The 18517-nt window shown below is 42.9% G+C and carries 15 protein-coding genes; 6 read left to right on the top strand and 9 right to left on the bottom strand.

The window, feature by feature from the left end; all coding sequences use genetic code 11:
* Positions 1–68: 68 nt before the first annotated feature.
* Positions 69–596, bottom strand: coding sequence for a peroxiredoxin (locus I6E84_RS05655; RefSeq protein WP_020444073.1), 528 nt, complete (start codon positions 594–596; stop codon positions 69–71).
* Positions 597–759: 163 nt separating this feature from the next.
* Positions 760–2163 carry a class II fumarate hydratase gene (fumC, locus tag I6E84_RS05650; protein WP_197101792.1) on the bottom strand — a complete coding sequence of 468 codons (1404 nt, stop codon included), beginning with the start codon at positions 2161–2163 and terminating at the stop codon, positions 760–762.
* 198 nt (positions 2164–2361) lie between these two features.
* Here fumC and I6E84_RS05645 point away from each other — a divergent pair, with 198 nt between their 5' ends.
* Complete coding sequence (locus tag I6E84_RS05645) at positions 2362–3012, top strand: 5-formyltetrahydrofolate cyclo-ligase (protein WP_227681317.1); 651 nt, start codon at positions 2362–2364, stop codon at positions 3010–3012.
* A complete protein-coding gene (locus tag I6E84_RS05640) occupies positions 3012–3254 on the top strand; it encodes a hypothetical protein (protein WP_197216715.1) in 243 nt (80 codons plus the stop codon). Before I6E84_RS05645 ends, I6E84_RS05640 begins: the two co-directional genes overlap by 1 nt.
* A 108-nt stretch (positions 3255–3362) precedes the next feature.
* Here the strand turns inward: I6E84_RS05640 and I6E84_RS05635 are convergent, their stop codons facing one another.
* A complete protein-coding gene (locus tag I6E84_RS05635; RefSeq protein ID WP_197216713.1) occupies positions 3363–3794 on the bottom strand; it encodes a hypothetical protein in 432 nt (143 codons plus the stop codon).
* An 880-nt stretch (positions 3795–4674) separates the two neighbouring features.
* A complete protein-coding gene (locus tag I6E84_RS05630; protein WP_197216712.1) occupies positions 4675–6036 on the bottom strand; it encodes a Na+/H+ antiporter family protein in 1362 nt (453 codons plus the stop codon).
* A 469-nt stretch (positions 6037–6505) separates the two neighbouring features.
* On the opposite strand from I6E84_RS05630, the gene lon reads away from it, so the two are divergent.
* Both lon and I6E84_RS05620 read left to right on the top strand, forming a co-directional pair.
* On the top strand, positions 6506–9136 hold the full coding sequence (gene lon / locus I6E84_RS05625) for an endopeptidase La (protein ID WP_197216711.1): 2631 nt from the start codon (positions 6506–6508) through the stop codon (positions 9134–9136).
* A 366-nt stretch (positions 9137–9502) separates the two neighbouring features.
* The gene (locus tag I6E84_RS05620; RefSeq protein WP_197216710.1) at positions 9503–10060 is read left to right on the top strand and encodes a superoxide dismutase family protein; all 558 of its coding nucleotides are present in this window, start codon (positions 9503–9505) and stop codon (positions 10058–10060) included.
* 158 nt (positions 10061–10218) lie between these two features.
* Here the strand turns inward: I6E84_RS05620 and topA are convergent, their stop codons facing one another.
* Positions 10219–12876 (bottom strand): type I DNA topoisomerase, encoded by a 2658-nt coding sequence (gene topA, locus I6E84_RS05615; protein WP_197216709.1) that lies wholly within the window; start codon positions 12874–12876, stop codon positions 10219–10221.
* Positions 12877–13183: 307 nt separating this feature from the next.
* Positions 13184–13777 carry a hypothetical protein gene (locus I6E84_RS05610; RefSeq protein WP_197216708.1) on the bottom strand — a complete coding sequence of 198 codons (594 nt, stop codon included), beginning with the start codon at positions 13775–13777 and terminating at the stop codon, positions 13184–13186.
* 256 nt (positions 13778–14033) lie between these two features.
* Here I6E84_RS05610 and I6E84_RS05605 point away from each other — a divergent pair, with 256 nt between their 5' ends.
* On the top strand, positions 14034–14567 hold the full coding sequence (locus tag I6E84_RS05605) for a DUF2799 domain-containing protein (RefSeq protein ID WP_227681316.1): 534 nt from the start codon (positions 14034–14036) through the stop codon (positions 14565–14567).
* A gap of 213 nt (positions 14568–14780) precedes the next feature.
* On the opposite strand, the gene I6E84_RS05600 is transcribed toward I6E84_RS05605, so the two are convergent.
* From I6E84_RS05600 to I6E84_RS05590, 3 genes are all read right to left on the bottom strand, one after another.
* A complete protein-coding gene (locus tag I6E84_RS05600) occupies positions 14781–15182 on the bottom strand; it encodes an ExbD/TolR family protein (protein ID WP_110923171.1) in 402 nt (133 codons plus the stop codon).
* A 134-nt stretch (positions 15183–15316) separates the two neighbouring features.
* Positions 15317–15988 carry a MotA/TolQ/ExbB proton channel family protein gene (locus I6E84_RS05595; RefSeq protein WP_197216707.1) on the bottom strand — a complete coding sequence of 224 codons (672 nt, stop codon included), beginning with the start codon at positions 15986–15988 and terminating at the stop codon, positions 15317–15319.
* A gap of 123 nt (positions 15989–16111) precedes the next feature.
* Positions 16112–17050 carry an energy transducer TonB gene (locus tag I6E84_RS05590; RefSeq protein WP_197216705.1) on the bottom strand — a complete coding sequence of 313 codons (939 nt, stop codon included), beginning with the start codon at positions 17048–17050 and terminating at the stop codon, positions 16112–16114.
* A gap of 424 nt (positions 17051–17474) precedes the next feature.
* Here I6E84_RS05590 and I6E84_RS05585 point away from each other — a divergent pair, with 424 nt between their 5' ends.
* Positions 17475–18500, top strand: a complete 1026-nt coding sequence (locus tag I6E84_RS05585) for a siderophore ABC transporter substrate-binding protein (RefSeq protein WP_197216704.1) — start codon at positions 17475–17477, stop codon at positions 18498–18500.
* Positions 18501–18517: the final 17 nt, after the last annotated feature.

Below are 18517 nucleotides of genomic sequence, written 5' to 3'. Positions count from 1 at the left end.
GAAAGCAAAAAAAGACCTTGCCACATAGCGTGACAAGGTCTTTTTTATTTCTAACTTCTCAATGGAATCTAAGCATTACTTTTTAAATACGCTAACATAGTGTCTGCATCTGATACTTCAAATGGGTCTATTGGGCAGTTGTCGCCAAAATCAGCTTCCTTAAACACTTTTTTAACTTCTTTATTGTCGACAACCATCGAATAACGCCATGAGCGCATACCAAAGCCAACATTACTCTTATCAACAAGCATGCCCATTTTACGAGTGAACTCACCATTACCATCAGGAAGTAAGAAAACGTTTTCACGGTTTTGCTTTAGACCCCATTGGTACATGACGAACGCATCATTGACAGAAATACAAACTATTTCATCTATGCCTAATGCCTTAAACTCATTATAGAGCGCTTCATAACGGGGGAGATGGCTGGTTGAACAAGTTGGCGTAAACGCACCTGGTAGAGAAAACACAACCACTTTTTTATTGGCAAATAACTCATCTGTGGTTAGATCATACCATGTGAATGGGTTGTCTCCTCCAATAGAGTCATCACGAACACGAGTTTTAAAAGTCATATCAGGTACATGGGTAATCATTGTTTACTCCGATTTAGGTTATTGTCTTTTTTATTTCTAAATTCTCAGTCGAACAAATATGACGCTGCTACCAGAAAAACGAATGCAAATGGTACTTATCGTACATTAAGCAATGTCTGACGCCGTAGCAGGTCACTACTTGATCTACTGCTTGGTCTACTGCTTACTTAGGGTTCACCATATCAGTAGGAATTACCCACTCATCAAACTGAGCTTCAGTTAATAGCTCTAGCTCAACCGCAACTTGCTTCAACGTTTTGTTTTCTTTATAAGCAGTTTTAGCGATTTTCGCAGCATTCTCATAACCTACATGACGGTTCAATGCAGTCACTAGCATCAATGAGTTGTGCAAGAAGTCATCGATTTTATCTTTTACTGGCTCAATACCAACGGCACAGTTTTCATTGAAGCTGTTGCAGCCATCACCCAATAGTTTGATAGATTGCAATAAGTTAAACGCGATAACTGGCTTATACACGTTTAGCTCAAAGTTACCTGATGCGCCAGCCATGCTGATCGTCACATCGTTACCCATGACTTGAGCAACAACCATCGTCAATGCTTCTGACTGAGTTGGGTTTACTTTACCCGGCATGATAGAAGAGCCTGGCTCGTTCTCAGGAATCGTCAATTCACCTAGACCACAACGAGGACCAGATGCCAACCAACGTACATCGTTAGCGATTTTGTTCAAGCTAGCTGCTAGCGTTTTTAGTGCGCCTGACGCAAACACTTCTGCATCACGAGCCGCTAGTGCTTCAAATTTGTTCGGTGAGGTAACGAATGGCAAGCCAGTCAAAGTCGCTAGTTGCTCAGCTGATTTTACTGCATAATCAGGATGGGCGTTTAGACCCGTACCAACTGCAGTACCACCTAATGGCAATTCATATAGACCTTGCAACGCATTATCAATACGTACCAATGAGTGATCAAGTTGGCTAACATAGCCGCTGAACTCTTGACCTAACGTCAAAGGCGTGGCGTCTTGTAAATGCGTACGACCGATTTTTACGATGCTATCGAATTCTTTGGCTTTTGCAGCTAGCGTATCACGCAATGCTTTTACCGCAGGGATCAATAAGCTATTGATCTGACGAGCAGCCGCCACACGAATCGCCGTTGGGAAGCTGTCGTTGGTAGACTGTGCATGGTTTACATGGTCATTTGGGTGAATTGGCGTGTAGCTGCCGCGCTCAGAACCAGCGATTTCATTGGCACGGTTGGCCAATACTTCATTCATGTTCATGTTTGACTGCGTACCAGAACCCGTCTGCCATACAACCAATGGGAACTGATCCGTTAGACCACCGTTGATGATTTCGTCAGCGGCTTGCACGATGAGATCACGCTTGTCATCTTCGATACGCTCTAGGCTTGCATTAGTAATCGCAGCGGCTTTTTTGACCAGTGCCATTGCTTCAATCATCGGACGTGGCAAAGTCTCGCCACCGATTTTAAAGTTCTCACGGCTACGCTGAGTTTGCGCACCCCAATAAGCGTCAGCTGGGACTTCCACGTTGCCCATGGTGTCTTTTTCGGTACGAGTTGCCTGATTCTGTGTCGACATAACTACCCTCTTTGATGGTTTGTTGTTTTATGACTGCTTCGTAAAAAATGCAACAGCTGCTGCACATAAAGGAGAATACGATATAAAGTGGCGTTATGATAGCATGACTAGGGCGTGTTGAATATTCACAAATAGCCTTGAGCAATGTCTAAAAGCACCAGTCACCATCAACTCAATAAATTATCGGATAGTATAACTATGCATCCTGAACCAAAAAACGTAGCGGCGGAGGATTCGGCAGTTAGCAATCCGCCCAGACGGCACTTTACTCGCCAGCGCCGCCAGTTAAGCGACGGCACGCGGAGACAATTTGCTCAGTCTGCAAGCTTGCATCTATCTAAGCTACAGCAGCGCTTGCCAACGAATGCACGTATTGGACTATATTACGATGGCTTTGGTGAACTGCCTACTCAGCCAATATTGGACTGGTGTCAACGCTTAGGCTATTTTCCTTACTTACCAGTCGTCGGCTCACTTGGCCGTACTAGCAATGGATTTGAAGATAAACATCTACGTTTCGTACCTATTTATCATTCAAAACTACTCAACATACCGACACGTATACATCGGTTAGGTATGAAGCAAAACCATCATCGTCGACTACTTTGGGCACGAGAATTGGATGTTATTATCTGCCCACTGGTGGCGGTAGATAAACACGGCAACCGTATGGGCATGGGTGGTGGGTTCTATGATACGACGCTTGGCAAAAGCTATCGGTCGGGCGCTAAAAAGCCATTAAAAATTGGCTGGTGTTATGACTTTCAGGTAGTTGAACAATTACAACGGCAGCCTTGGGATGTGCCATTAGATGGCTTAATTACGCCAAGCGGCATAAGGTGGTTTTGATGAAAGACGGTAAACAATTTGAAAAAGACTCTAGCGCAGAGCATGTGGATGAGTATTTGCAGACGTTAGGTAACGAGGACGCTAGAGAGCAACGTTACTACAGTCAAGAGCAACCTTTTAGCTCTAATGAAATGACAAGGCTAGTCAATGAAGAGCGTCTAAATAAACTGCTGGCGCAAAGCAATGAGTTTTTGAGTAGTTTGAGTGGTGAGATTAGAGATTTTGATGAAGATGGCCTCTGATTTGAGTAGGGTGCGTGCCCAGCGCACCAATAACTATCATCAATTTTTTTTGGTTCGCTAGATTTTAATTACACTCAGACTGAGATACCTACATTGTCAATATTCATGTTATACCCCTACAAATTCAATGGTTGTGTTGTCTCTAGTCATACATTCAAGTAAAAAAATGTCTGCATTTTCGACGATGTCGAACAACTGATTAATGACTTCCCTCTGATCTTGCTCTGTTGGTTTATTAATATTACCTCCAAAGTCTAATTCAAGATAATAGTAGCCAACTCCTACACCTACGATAAATTTGTCATTTAAAAACGCGAAACGCTGATAAGGGTCAGGACGACCATAAGCAATCGCATAAAAGACGGCGTCATCGGTATGATATATGTAGCGTGATTTTTCAAAGGTTTCGGGTGGCGTAATGTTTTCTAAGTACTTTTCAAGGAAAATTAATAAATATCTTACTTTGCTCTCATTCAGATGCTTTCTGTCATTAATTATATTTTTAAGCTGAGTTGCACTCATGTGTTCTTTAACTTTCATAAATCCATCCTTTTTTATGCACTATTTTCTATTCCCGCCTTAAAACAAAAAAGCCATCTATACGATGGCTTTTTATAGAACTACGTTTTAGCTAAAGCAATCTACAACACCAGTGCCGCTATCCAACCAAATATCAATAATAAAGTACTTTGACGGGTAAATACTTATTTTTATATCAAACTATTGTTTATAAATTATGTATAAACTATAATTATTGGAAATAATTATCATTACCGAATAGGTATTCTAGTGTCTGGTTACTTTGCAAATAAATTTATATCGCCATACTTACTAATGTTCTTACTATTTTTTTGGGTAGCTCTATTACTATTTGGTGTCTACTTTTGGGAATATGATGGAACTAGCAGCTTAGTAGGGTTCGTTTATTATGTCTCTTTCATGGTTTCAATGATTATCGTTACTTATAGAGAAGTACAACAAGCGAAAAAGCGTATCTACGATAAAAAATTACTATTAGTCACCCGCTCATCGTTTCAGATAGAGAATAATAGCTCGCTACTAGCTTCTGATAAGAAATTCTTAAAGTTATCGACTTTTACTTTTTGGGCTATATCAATGCTCTTAATTCCGTCAGCCATCTTATTCGCTTATAATATGGTTAATGGTATAGAAGAATACGATGGTTTCCTTTTTCTCGTTTTTGGGCTATTTCTTATGAGCTATATCTTTAAAGATATACAACTAACCAGACAACGAATACTCAGTACATAGTCCAAAACACCATTTAAACGTTTAAAAACAAGTCGTCTTATCAAAATAAAAAAACTCTCTGATATAAAAATATCAGAGAGTTTTTTTCGTTTTGATCTGTCATATCTACTTGAAACGATATGATTTGTAAACAATCTCAATAATTGTATTACAGCACCATCGCTGCTATCCAACCAAATAACAATAACGGAATATTATAGTGAATAAAGGTCGGCACCACACTGTCTTTGATATGGTCATGCTGACCGTCAATATTTAGACCAGACGTTGGCCCTAGAGTCGAGTCTGACGCAGGCGAACCCGCATCACCCAACGCGCCAGCCGTACCGATAATCGCAACGGTTGCCAATGGAGAGAATCCTAACGAGATACATAGTGGTACATAAATCGCAGCCAAAATAGGAATCGTCGAAAATGACGAACCAATACCCATGGTCACAATCAGACCAACCAATAGCATAATAAACGCAGCAATTGCTTTATTACCTGCAAATAATGACGCCGCACCATCGACCAGCGGCTGAATCTGATCAGTTACTTTCATGACTTCCGCAAACCCTTGTGCCGTAATCATAATAAAGCCAATCATCGCCATCAATTTGATACCATCATTAAAGACCGAATCGGCTTCACGCCACTTGACCACACCAGTGGCCATAAAGACACCAAAACCAAACATCGAACCCAGCAACAGCGAATCAGTATAAAGCTGTACGACAAAAGCAGTCACAATCGCTGCCAGTGCAACCAGTGTTTTGAGCTTGCTTTGGGACTGTGCATCAGCCGCCGTTTTGCTCAAGGTATCACCCTCTACGACCGCATCATGTGCCTCTTTATCTATGGCAACTTGTTGATAAGCGCGTGGCTTGCGATAACTGATAAAGACAGCAATCAGCAAACCAATAAACATGCCTAAGGCTGGTATCGCCATCGCTTTAGTGACAGAGATATCACTAACATCAATGCCCGCCTCACCCACGTTTTTGAGCATGATTTGATTGAGGTAGATATCACCAAAACCATATGGGATAAACATATAGGTAGTGACCAGACCAAAGGTAATCAAACAAGCAATCAGACGTCTGTCAATATGCATGCGATTGAATGCTAGTAACAGTGGCGGTACCAATAAAGGAATAAAGGCGATATGAATAGGGATTAAGTTTTGGCTAAAGCAGCTCATGGTAATGAGGCCTGCAAACAGCATGTACTTAATCATGCCACTAGTGCCGCCTGCATCAATGCGCTTGATGACGGATCCTGCCAATGATTGCGGCAATCCCGAATGAGCAATGGCGACCGCAAACGCTCCAAGTAACGCATATGACAGTGCAATTTCTGCACCATTGCGGATACCTTCTTGAAACGCCTCTAGAGTCTCAGTGATACCGAGACCCGCTATTAGTCCACCAGCCAGCGCACCAATTAATAAACTGAGCACCACGTGCACTCGCGCAAGTGACAGCCCCAACATGATGATGACTGCCAGCAGTACCGCATTGATTGCCATGTGTTGCCTCGTATTCTATTTGCTTTGGTTCAATTTAAACTTATTGATATCTCATAATGTATGGATATCGCCGTCGTCTCAAAAATGCTTTTTCTCGAATGTGTCTCTAAAGCGTTCTACTCTAAAACACACCGTTTAAGACGCGCGACAGTTTACCTTATTTTGCCTATAAAACCTATGCGAAGAACCCAATAGATATTTGATAGATGCTATTTATAAGTGTTCTCTAAGCATCTGTTATGACTGCTTTCTATGACTCTTGTATGGCTACTTCCGATATACTGACTCTCACCAGTGACGCATTAAGCTCATAACCATATGACGCTCTATACTCAGCCAGATATAAATATTTTGCAAAGTTAAGCAGGTGAGTATGAATACAAGCCTTGCAATTTTATCTGTGAGCACCATTTATCTAAACATGAACCACGAACTTGACTTTACAAGTCTGGTGAACGAGGAAAAATATATGAGTGAACATAAAATAGCCCAAGACAATATCGACATAGATGTCGACGTTTCATCTACTATTGCTGATGATAACCAGCCAGACACCTTGTCTAGTCATGCGTCAGAAAGCGAGTTAGAGACCGCGTCTGACAGTATCGAAGATATTACAAAAGATGAAGATACTGTCAAAGATGACGATAGTGAAGACGACGATGCTAAAGACAGCGTTGAAGACGACACCTACTTACCGTTATTGGCATTGAGAGATGTGGTCGTCTATCCACATATGCAAATTGCCTTGTTCGTAGGCCGTGCGCCATCGGTCAAAGCCGTTGAGCTGGCACAGGCTGAGTACGGTAATAAAGTACTGGTGGTGGCGCAAAAAGACTCGCTGACCGAAGACATTGATCAAGACAACTTATATCAATACGGTACGGTGTGCCGCATCGTCAGCACCATGCCGCATGATAGCGATGAAAATTGCATCAAGGTATTAATCGAAGGTCAGTATCGTGCGCGCGTTGACAATATAGAAGATCACGACACGTTATTGATGGCAAGATTTGAGCGTGCTGACCTCGATGTCAGTATGGATGAGAGTCAGCAAAAGAACACCATTCAAGCGCTGACTACGCTCTTTGAAAGCTATGCTGATGCACGTCTGCGTAATGCTCGCGAGCTAACGCGCGTGGCCAAACGTATCGACGACTTACTTGAGCTGGTGTACTTCATCTCAACTCGTGTGTCGATGGATCTGGATATCAAGCAATCGTTCTTAGAAAAAGACGATATCAAAACGCATATCAATACCTTGACTGAATACTTGGTCAAACAAAGTGCTGAGCAAAATATCGAGCAAGATATCCAAGAAGCTGTCCGTCAGCAAATGGAAGAGAATCAGCGCGAGTACTTCTTAAACGAAAAAATGAAAGCCATCAAAAATGAGCTGTCAGATATGAATGACGGCGCGTTCGATGGTGATGATGATGTCGCCGAGCTTGAACAGCGTTTAGAAGATGCTGACTTGCCAGAAGATGTCCGCAAAAAAGCGGAGCAAGAGTTTAAGAAGCTCAAGATGATGCCACCTGCATCGAGTGAATCGTCAGTCGTACGCAACTATATTGAATGGATTTTGGACACGCCGTGGAACGCGACGACCAAAGTTTCGATCAATTTAGACAAAGCTAAAACCGTATTAGACGAAGACCATTACGGATTACAAGATGTAAAAGACCGCATCTTGGAATATCTCGCCGTGCAATCACGTGTGAAAAAACTTCGTGGCCCGATTCTATGTCTCGTCGGTCCTCCAGGTGTCGGTAAAACCTCATTGGGTGAATCGATTGCACGTGCCACTGGTCGTAAGTTCGTACGTATGGCGCTTGGCGGCGTGCGTGATGAAGCGGAAATTCGTGGTCATCGCCGTACCTATATCGGTGCAATGCCAGGTAAAATCGTTCAGTCACTGGCCAAAGTCGAAGTCAAAAATCCGCTATTCTTATTGGATGAAATCGATAAGATGGCGCAAGACTTCCGCGGTGATCCAGCATCAGCATTGCTTGAAGTCTTGGATCCCTCACAGAACGATACATTTAATGACCATTATTTAGATATGGACTTAGACTTATCACAAGTGATGTTTATCTGTACGGCAAACAGCATGGATATTCCAGCGGCACTGCTTGATCGGATGGAAGTTATTCGCTTACCGGGTTATACCGAAGAAGAAAAAGTTAATATCGCGCAGAAGTATCTCGTGCCAAAAGCGATTAAGAATAACGGTCTCAAAGATGGCGAGATTGAGATTGTTTCAGCGGCGCTGCACAGTATCGTTCGTAGCTATACGCGTGAAGCAGGTGTCCGTAACCTTGAGCGTGAAGTCAATAAAATCTGCCGTAAAGTAGTTCGTGGTTCGGTTGAAACCCATGGTGCCCGTGCTCCGAAAAAAGCAGAACGTGAGCTAATCGTGGTTGATGACAAAAACATCGATGACTATCTCGGTGTCCATCAATATGACTATGGTCTGGCTGAAGAAGAGCCTGAGATTGGCCGTATTACTGGTCTGGCGTGGACACAAGTCGGTGGTGAGCTACTCACTATCGAAGCAGTTGCTATGAAAGGTAAAGGCGAGCTTAGCTTTACGGGTTCGCTCGGCGATGTCATGAAAGAATCGATTCGTGCAGCGATGAGTGTGGTTCGTGCTCGCGGTGAAAGCTTGGGCATTGACTATGAGACGTTTAAAACCACTGACGTCCATGTGCATATGCCTGAAGGTGCCACACCGAAAGATGGCCCATCAGCTGGTGGTGCACTGACGACAGCACTAGTCTCTGCGTTAACTGGCATTGCCATTCGCCCAGATATTGCGATGACAGGTGAAATCACTTTACGCGGTAAAATCCTGCGTATCGGTGGTCTCAAAGAGAAGCTGCTCGCGGCACATCGCGGTGGTATCAAGCATGTGTTGATTCCAGCGACCAATGAGCGTGATTTGGCTGATATCCCTGATAACGTTAAAGCAGGTTTGACCATTCAACCAGTAGCCACGATTGAAGAAATCTTAAAGGTTGCTTTGGTGAGCATGCCAGTTCCAATCAAGCCTGCTAAAGTAACGGTCGATAAAACTAAAGGTAAAGCATTGCACAGTTAATAAGTGTTCTGTTATTAGCTCAATCTGACAGATTCTAAAAAGCCGCTCATCATATGATGGGCGGCTTTTTTATGCATGTTCATTATTTATTCTTGGAACATTCAACTATTATTCAAGATATACTGCTTATATATCTAAATTCGTTTAATCTCAAAAAATATTTAGCTAAGTCTATTTTTCAAACCCATACGATACTTACATTTATTAACTGATTGTTGCGCATTTGATGAATAACTATAGGGTTACCTTGGCTATACTAACTCCGATGTTAACGAATATTGATACGAGTCTTAATAGAACAATAACCATAGATATTCGAAATTTAATGACGACTAAAAATAATGACTAAAACAATTGGAGAAAATAATGAATAAAATGATGCTTGCAAGTACTCTATTATGTGGTTCAGCTTTAGCAATGACTGGTTGCCAAACAGTCGAAGGCCAAATGCAAACAGGCAACCCTCTGAGCCAACCTACCCTAAAATCAACCATACACACTGTAAGTGGTGACAAAAAAGAAGTTGGTCAAATATTCTTACGCCCAGTTGATGACGGCGTACAAGTATACGGTAAGCTGATGAATCTAAAGCCAGGTCAGACAGTGGCGCTACATATCCATGAAACGGGTAGCTGTGCCGATATGGGCAAAGCAGCAGGCGGTCACTTCAATCCAGACAATAAGCCACACTCTAACCCAGACGATATGAATGGTCATGCTGGCGACCTACCTAACCTAACGGCCAATGAAAACGGCGTTGCGACCATCAACTATGTAAATAAGAAAATATCTGCTAATGAAGCAGGTAAATATAGTGTTAACCGCCTAGCCTTTATCGTTCATGGTGGTACTGATGACTACACCAGTCAGCCAGCGGGCAATGCAGGCGACCGTGTTGCTTGCGGTATTATCGAAACGATGTAATAACATTTGATAAAGATTCATTAGCACCATAAAAAAGCCCCTCTTGGATAATCCAAGAGGGGCTTTTTATTAATAATAGATATTGAAGCAAATATAGTGCTATTACATGAAATGAATCTGACGCTGCAATAGCACGATAGTTAATTTAATATTGAATACTACTCCTCTACCCACTCGCCTTTACGCCAGTACACACCCCAACGCGTGGCTTTGCCATTTTTCTCAGAGCCGATATACTGCTCTTTTTTCTTACGCGACCAACGCAAAATCGTTGCGTTACCCTCAGGATCTTCGTCTGGGCCTTCGAATAGATACTGGAACTTGTCTTCCATCTTATCTTTTATTTCTCTTAGTTCAGCGAGCTTAGGTGCACGTGTCTCGCGCACTTTCGGGAACTTGGATGCCGCTAAGAACATCCCAGCTGCGCCTTCACGCAAGATGAAATAGTCTTCATGCTTGACCGATTTTAGCTCTGGCAAGTGAATAGGATCCATGCGCGGTGGTGCTGCTTCGCCTGTTTTTAGTACTTTACGAGTGTTGTCACATTTTTGACAAGCGAAGTAAGGACCGAAACGCCCCGTCTTCAGCTCCATCTGCCCATCACACTTATTACAATCAATGGTAGGGGCATCTGAACCCGGTACTTCGAACTTACCTTCTTCTAGAATATAGCCGTCGCAGTCAGGGTTGTTACCGCAGATGTGCAGCTTCAGACCACCATCCACGATATAGCCATTCATCGCTGTACCACATTTTGGACAGCGTTTTTTCTCCATCAAATCTTTGACTTCGGCCGCTTCGTCTTCTTCACCTTCGGCATCATCGAGATTGGCGAAAGCTTCGACTGGCATTAAGTTTTTAGTGCCTTTACAGCGCTCTTTCGGTGGCAAATTATAACCAGTACACCCTAAGAATACACCTGTAGAGCCAGTACGCAGCTGCATTGGACGGTCACAAATATCGCAATGGACGTCTGGTACGTCGGTCGGATCATTTGGACGCATGCCGTCTTTTTCTTTAGCGCGATCCAGAGTCGTTTTGAACTCGCCGTAGAAGTTATCGAGCACGTCTTTCCAGTCTTGCTCACCTTCTGCCACGTGATCAAGCTTGTCTTCTAATGCGGCAGTAAACGTATAATCCATCAAATCTGGAAAACTTTCTGTCAGTCTATCAGTAACGATATCACCCATTTTTTCAGCAAATAAACGCTTATTCTCAAGTTTCACATAACCGCGATCTTGAATGGTCGAGATGATAGAAGCATACGTCGATGGACGACCGATACCTTTTTTCTCAAGCTCTTTGACAAGACTGGCTTCGGTGAAACGAGGTGCAGGCTTGGTAAAGTGCTGACTCGGATCTAGCTTATCTAGCGTTAGCTTATCGCCTTTTTTGACATCAGGTAATAACGTGTCATCGGTCTTGGCTGGTGGCAATACTTTGGTATAGCCGTCAAACACCATAGTACGACCACGGGCTTTTAGCTCAACATCATCAGCACCAACAAACAAATTCACTGATAGGTATTTTGCTGGTAGCATCTGGCAGGCCACAAACTGACGCCAAATCAGCTCATATAGGCGTATTGCATCACGCTCAACCCCTTTAAGCTGAATAGACTTCATATTGACGTTAGAAGGTCGAACGGCCTCATGCGCCTCTTGTGCGCCTTGTTTATTACCATAAAAGTTTGGTTTTTCTGGCACATACTTTGCGCCATAGCTGTCTTCGATATAACCACGTACCGCCGCCAGTGCATCACCCGACAAGAATGTCGAATCGGTACGCATATAGGTGATATGGCCAGCTTCATATAAGCGCTGTGCCAAAATCATGGTTTTCTTAACAGAAAATCCCAATCGCGTACTGGCAGCTTGTTGCAATGTTGAGGTGATAAATGGCGCACTAGGACGTGACTGTGTTGGTTTTTCTTCACGGTCTTTGACGATAAAGTCATTTGCATTAAGGATGGCTAGTACTTTATCAGTCTGTTCTTTATTCACCAGCTTAAGCGTCTTGCCACCTTGCTTGGTCGCTTCTAGGCGTATACCAATTTGCTCAGCGTCTTTTTTACTATTGGCAATATGCGTGTCTGCATGAATCTGCCAGTACTCTTCTGGAATAAAAGCTCGAATCTCATGCTCACGCTCAACCACCAAACGCATGGCGACTGACTGTACACGACCTGCTGACAGACCGCGCGCAATTTTTTGCCACAATAGTGGCGATACCATAAAACCAACGACACGATCTAGAAAGCGACGTGCTTGTTGAGCATTGACACGGTCAATATCGAGCTTGGATGGTTGTTTGAAGGCATTTTGGATAGCAGATTTGGTAATCTCGTTGAAGACCACGCGCTCATATTTACTATCAGCACCGCCAATGACTTCTTTTAGATGCCAAGCGATTGCTTCCCCTTCTCTATCCATATCCGTTGCGAGATAGATTTTGTCAGCGTCTTTGGCTAGGGCTTTTAGCTCTTTGATGACTTTGGTTTTGTTTGGCAGTACTTCATAGACTGCAGCCCAGTCGTGTTCTGGGTCTACACCCATACGCCTTACTAGGGCTTGCTGGGTTTTTTCTTCTTTGCTTAGGCTCTCATCTTTTTTGGTCGTTGCTGCTTTTTTGGCGCTCTTGCTCGCACCAACTGGTAAATCACGAACGTGACCAATACTTGAGCGTACAATAAAGTCATCGCCAAGGTATTTATTAATGGTTTTTGCCTTGGCTGGTGATTCTACGATCACCAAAGACTTACCCTTTGGGCTGTCAGCAGTAATTGCTGTACTTTTTTTGGCTGCGGTTTTTGCCATATTTTACGACACCATAATATAAGTAAATTAAAAGTAAGAATAAATTCAGCGGCATGGCAATTTATAATAATTGGTTATAATAGCTCAGCGAATTATTGTATTGAGGCGCATTAAACATTCGACCATGGCGCTGATAGTTGCTCATAAAAACAGTTATAAAACAAACAATAACCATAATATAAAGATATAGTTATAAAGACGTTACACTGCTAAGCGCTAAACTGTCAACTGAAAATGACTGGGAGTCTATCAAAAGCGCTTGCATATTGGTTATTAATGGAGATTAAAAAATCATTTACTACCCTGCTTAGGTTTTCTGTACTTCTATTGCCCATTTTTCCAAATTTTCTTTTAACGCTAGCAGGTCTTTTTCAATCAATGAGTGATGATAAGCAGGGTTACTTAATGGACGTACATAAGCGATGTCTTCCCAATAAATAATAATGCTATTGGCTTTGGTCCATAAGCCTTTTATAAACGGCTCAATACTGACTGGCAAATCGAGCGGTACTTTATCCAAGCTAAAATTGGTTTTTTTGACCGTGGTATCCGCATGACCATAATTGGAACGAATGGCACTCGGGATAGTGAGTTTGGTCGTATCTCTCGTCATATCGACAAAACTACTGTCTGGACGCCACTGACCATCAATCACTTGATAACGGGTATGCGGTAATTGCGTGTCATCTAGCACCAAGCAGTATTGACCCATCATGCCACGGCCATACTCGTTGTCTTTGCCTTTAATCCAATCAGGACAAGCAACCAGCTTTGGATTAAGCTGTAACCGACGCGCCGTCATGCGCAGTTTATCCAAGCGCTGATCGATACCGTTCGGTTTGAGCGCCATCATACTCCCTAATACAAATAGTACAATGATAACGCCAATAAATATGCCCATGATGGTCTGACCTTTTGACTGAATTAAAGTAATACTATATAGATGCTTATAATGAGCACGAACCACGAAAAATCAAGCATGATGAGCTAGCAGCCATTCAACAACGACTCATTTAGACCACCATACCATCGCTATATATATTGACATATCAACTACTTAGAGGCACTGAAAGCCAGCCTAATAATAAGATAGAAAAAGTGGTCAGCCGCAAAAAGTGCTATGATAAACCATAATTTTAAACGCGCGCAGGTTTATTATGAATTATCTTATTAAGCGAAACTCATCGACTACCGATATTTCTCACCATTTGGTCAATAAAGTCATGAGCAAATCAGGTATCTCTATATCACTGGTCGGTGCTGCATTACTGACATTGTCAGGCTGTGCAACCACTCAAAGCCTCACACCGCAGCAATGCCAAGCCAGTAACTGGCAAGAAGTCGGTTATACAGATGGCAGCCGTGGCCGCTCAGGTGCTTATTTCGGCCACTATGCAGGTAGCTGTGCAAGTATAGGCGGTGCGACACCCAATCGGATACAGTGGGAACAGGGGCGTCAGCAAGGGCTCAAAAACTACTGCACCGAGCTCACGGCTTACAAACTCGGCCGCGAAGGTTACGAGTGGCAAGCGGTATGTCCACTAGAAGGTATCGAGAAGTTGGAAGAAGCCTACTCACAAGGGCGCTACTACTATATCCGCCAGCAAGATTTGGACTATTTACGCTCACCTTATCCTTTCGGATATGGTCACTTTGATCGCAGATATCGCCCACTAGGCCATCGCTGGTAAAAATTAGACATTATTAGTAAAAATAAAGCATCGTTGGTAAAAAAGAAAACCTCACCGAGTACTTAATTTGAGGTTTAAGTACTCAGTGAGGTTGGAGAAAAGTTTATTATTTTTATTTTATTATTATACTAGCTACCTATCTTTCTACCTATCTAATGGTTGGCTATCTAACAATCGTCACATGACAATCCCAACCCACCTTTTATACTTACCTTACTCATTAACAAAGGCTATCTTGGTCAGTCCTGCTTCGCTGGCAGATGCCAGTACTTGTGCGACCGTATCATATTTGCTTTCTTTATCCGCACGCAGCTGAATAGAAGGGTTTTTGCCTTGCGCACTTTCTTGTTGCAAGCGCTTATCCAACTCTTCTATCGTGATAGGATCACTGTCCCAAAACACGCCTGCATCCTGATCGATACTGATCTGAATCGCTTCTGGTGGTGGTTCGTTGACTTGTGCACTCGTCTCCGGCAGGTTAAGCGGAACAGTCGGATTAAGAACGGTCGCAGTCAACAAAAAGATAATCATCAAAACCAGCATGACATCGATAAGCGGAATGAGGTTCATCTCATTCATGCCTTGGACGTCATCATCACCTAACTGAAATGCCATAATTACTCTCAATATATGCTTACTATGTGTGCTTAGTCAGTACTTGTCTTCACTGTTTATCTCATCGTTACTTATACGATGATAGGAAGCACTGTTACCCGCTAAAGGTAACCGTCGCTATCCCATGATACCGTCTATAACTGCGAAGTAGACACATTACGATACTGTTTATTAGTATTGCTCGTTTGGGTGTCAGCTGAGCTTTTCACTGAAGTTACTTGCTCGGTAGGCTGCGTGTTCGCTACTGCTTTTATATTCGCAGAATCCGCCAGTAAGTCATGTGCTCTATCATTTGCGTGATACATCACACGGCGATTGATACGCACAGCGAGGTTATAAAAGACCACCGCTGGAATAGCCACAGCAATACCCAAGCCTGTCATGATAAGAGCCTCACCGACTGGCCCTGCTACTTGCCCCAAGCCTGCTTGTCCGCTCGTACCAATATTATGCAGCGCATGAAAAATACCCCATACGGTACCAAACAAACCAATAAACGGTGCAATCGCTGCCGTCGTACCAAGGATAGGCAGACCACGCTCACTAGAAAAGCGATAGCGTCCAATATGCTTGAGCAACGCCTGCTCTATCACCAAGCGACGAGTGGGCGCATCTACTTCTCTCAACCCAGTCTGTTTGGCTTGAACTTGATGAGTTAAATCATCGGCAACCGTCGCCGCCAACTTGCGGCTTTGTAGTACACGAATGATACCCGTCACCCAAGAGATAAGGGATAAAGCGAATAGTACAAAGAACAAGGTTTTGGTCACCATGTCACTATATTGCCAGTATTGCATAAAGTCCATGTCAGACTCCTTCGTCTTTTGTGTTATGGCTTGATATCATTGCAGATAGCACAGTTGCTTTCATTATGACAATGTTATTTAGAATTATTAATATTGATATCACAATCTATAAAAAACTTGGTATTACTCTGGCACTTGATAAGAAACAGTAAATGTGACATTTCCTACTCTTGGAACACCATTTTGAGTAAAAGGTTTAAATCTACCAGATGTAACTTGTTGTTTAGCTGCATTATCAACTATTCGATTCTCTGACGACCTTGCCACTCTTACATTGCTGATAGCGCCTTGTTTATTGACAGTCATTTTCAATACAACATTAAAAGTCTCGCCTGGACGAGCACTAGATGCAGCACGTTTAGGAAATTCGAAGTTTGGCGGAGATGCCCAGCTGGCACTATTGGCAGTAAATGGTACCGGTTGATTATTAGCAGCTTCTGCTGCTGCGTCCTTTGCTTTTTGTGCCGCAGCTGCATCGGCAGCGGTTTTAGCATCAGCTATTTCTTGAGCTCTCTTCGCATCAGCAGCTACCTGTGCTGCTATGGCATCGGCATCGGCTTGTGCTTGCTGTTTTTCAGCTAATAATGCATCTCTTTTCGCTTGCGCTGCTTGCGCTGCCAAAAGCTTCTGCTGATTATCAGCCACTTGCGTCGTAGTGCTTTTTTGAGGGGCAGTTTTTTGTTTAGCAGGTGGTGGCGTGAACTCAGCAGGCTTAGGCTTTTCAGCTTGTTTCGCTTTCGGCTTATCTACTGGTTGCTTCTTCTGCACAACTTTAGGCTTGGGCGCAGCAACTGGCTTTGCTTTTGGCTTAGGCTTAACCTCTCTGACTGATTTCGGCTTTTCTTCAATTTTTATTTCTTCAATCTCCACAGGTGGCGGAGGTGGTGGAGGCGTAATCAGCTCTATTTCAATAGATGGCGTCACTTTTTCTGGTTCTACTTTCATCTCAGGCGTTTTGACCGCCGCTAATGCTACTGCCGTCAGCACATGCAATCCCACAACTACCGCAATAGTCGCAAGCGTCAACTTAGGTGATGGCGCGTCTAAATTCGTTGAACTCATAACACCCTAATATTAATTAACTGAGATAGAATGGCGTAGATAATAATGCAAACGATAATTATTATCAATAATAAATTGAGATAATTGCTCTTTTATTAATACAATTATAACAAACCGAATCTACCTTGTTAATAAAAATCATTATCATTTATATTGATAATGAATCTCAATTGCCTTATCATTGCGGTTCTTGAGTTGTTTATCGAAGATTGCTTATCGAATACTATCTCTTATTTTACACCATAAGATAATTAAAAAATTTAAGTTATAAGTGCACAACCACCTCATAAAAACTATAACAGTTAAATAAATACCGCCGAGCATTGTCTGGTATATACATCACATTGGACAAACTCATTTCATTTTTATATGGGTAATCATTTTTTTAACAATTTGCCCAAACTGCTAATATACCGAGTTATTTATGTCTATCGCTTTATTGTCTAACCGCTCTCCTAGTGCCTTTTTTAAACGCCCATTACTGACTGCTATGACGACCGCACTCGTTGCTAGTATCAGTGTGGCAGGCTGTAGCTCACCAGAATCAACGGACTCTGAGCCAACAGATATCACGACTGAAAATCAAACTGCCGATAACAGCGCTGCTAGCACTATAACAGTGGATACCGTAAAAGGAGACGTCGAGTTAGCGGTAAACCCATCGCCAATCGTGGTGTATGACATGACATTGATGCAGGATTTGGCAGCGCTTGATGTGGCGATTGATGGCGCGCCAGCCACAACACCTCTAGATAACTTACAAGCCAAAAACCAACCAGCACCTGCAGGCGTCGGTACGGTATTTGAGCCAGATCTTGAGGCATTGAATGCTATGCAGCCGCAAGCCATCTTAGTTGGCTCACGTATGGCTGAAAAATATGATGAGCTCTCTAGCATTGCCCCGACGTTAGACATGTCTATCGATACGGCCAATATTTATGAGTCAAGTAAACGCCGCTTGGCCGATTTAGGCGCATTGTTTGGCAAAAGTGAACAAGCCGCTAAATTACAACAAGACATTGATGGTTTGATTGAAGAAACCAAAGCCGTCACCAAAGACAGCGGTACTGGCCTAGTGGTCATGGTCAATGGTAATAAAATGTCTGTCTATGGTGCTGAATCACGCTATGGCTTTATTCATAATGTCGTAAACGTACCCATCGCTGATGATCAAATCAAAGAAGGGCGTCATGGTCAGCCAATCTCTTTTGAGTACTTACAAAAGACAAATCCAGACTGGTTATTTGTAGTGGATCGTAGTGCGGCTATCGGCGAAGACAGTGTCGGTGCAAAAGCGGTATTAGACAATCCACTAGTGGCACAAACCACTGCATGGAAAAAAGACCAAGTGGTTTATCTAAGCCCAGATTCTTACCTTGCATTTGGCGGCTATTATCAGTGGATGCAAGATTTGACGACCATCAAAGATGCCTTTACTAACGCTAAGTAAACGCCATCATTGCTTAA

Source organism: Psychrobacter sp. SCQQ22, assembly GCF_015864605.1.
GTDB classification, from domain to species: domain Bacteria; phylum Pseudomonadota; class Gammaproteobacteria; order Pseudomonadales; family Moraxellaceae; genus Psychrobacter; species Psychrobacter fozii.
Note: the sequence above shows the minus strand (reverse complement) of the source record. Positions and strands in the feature narration are given on the sequence as shown.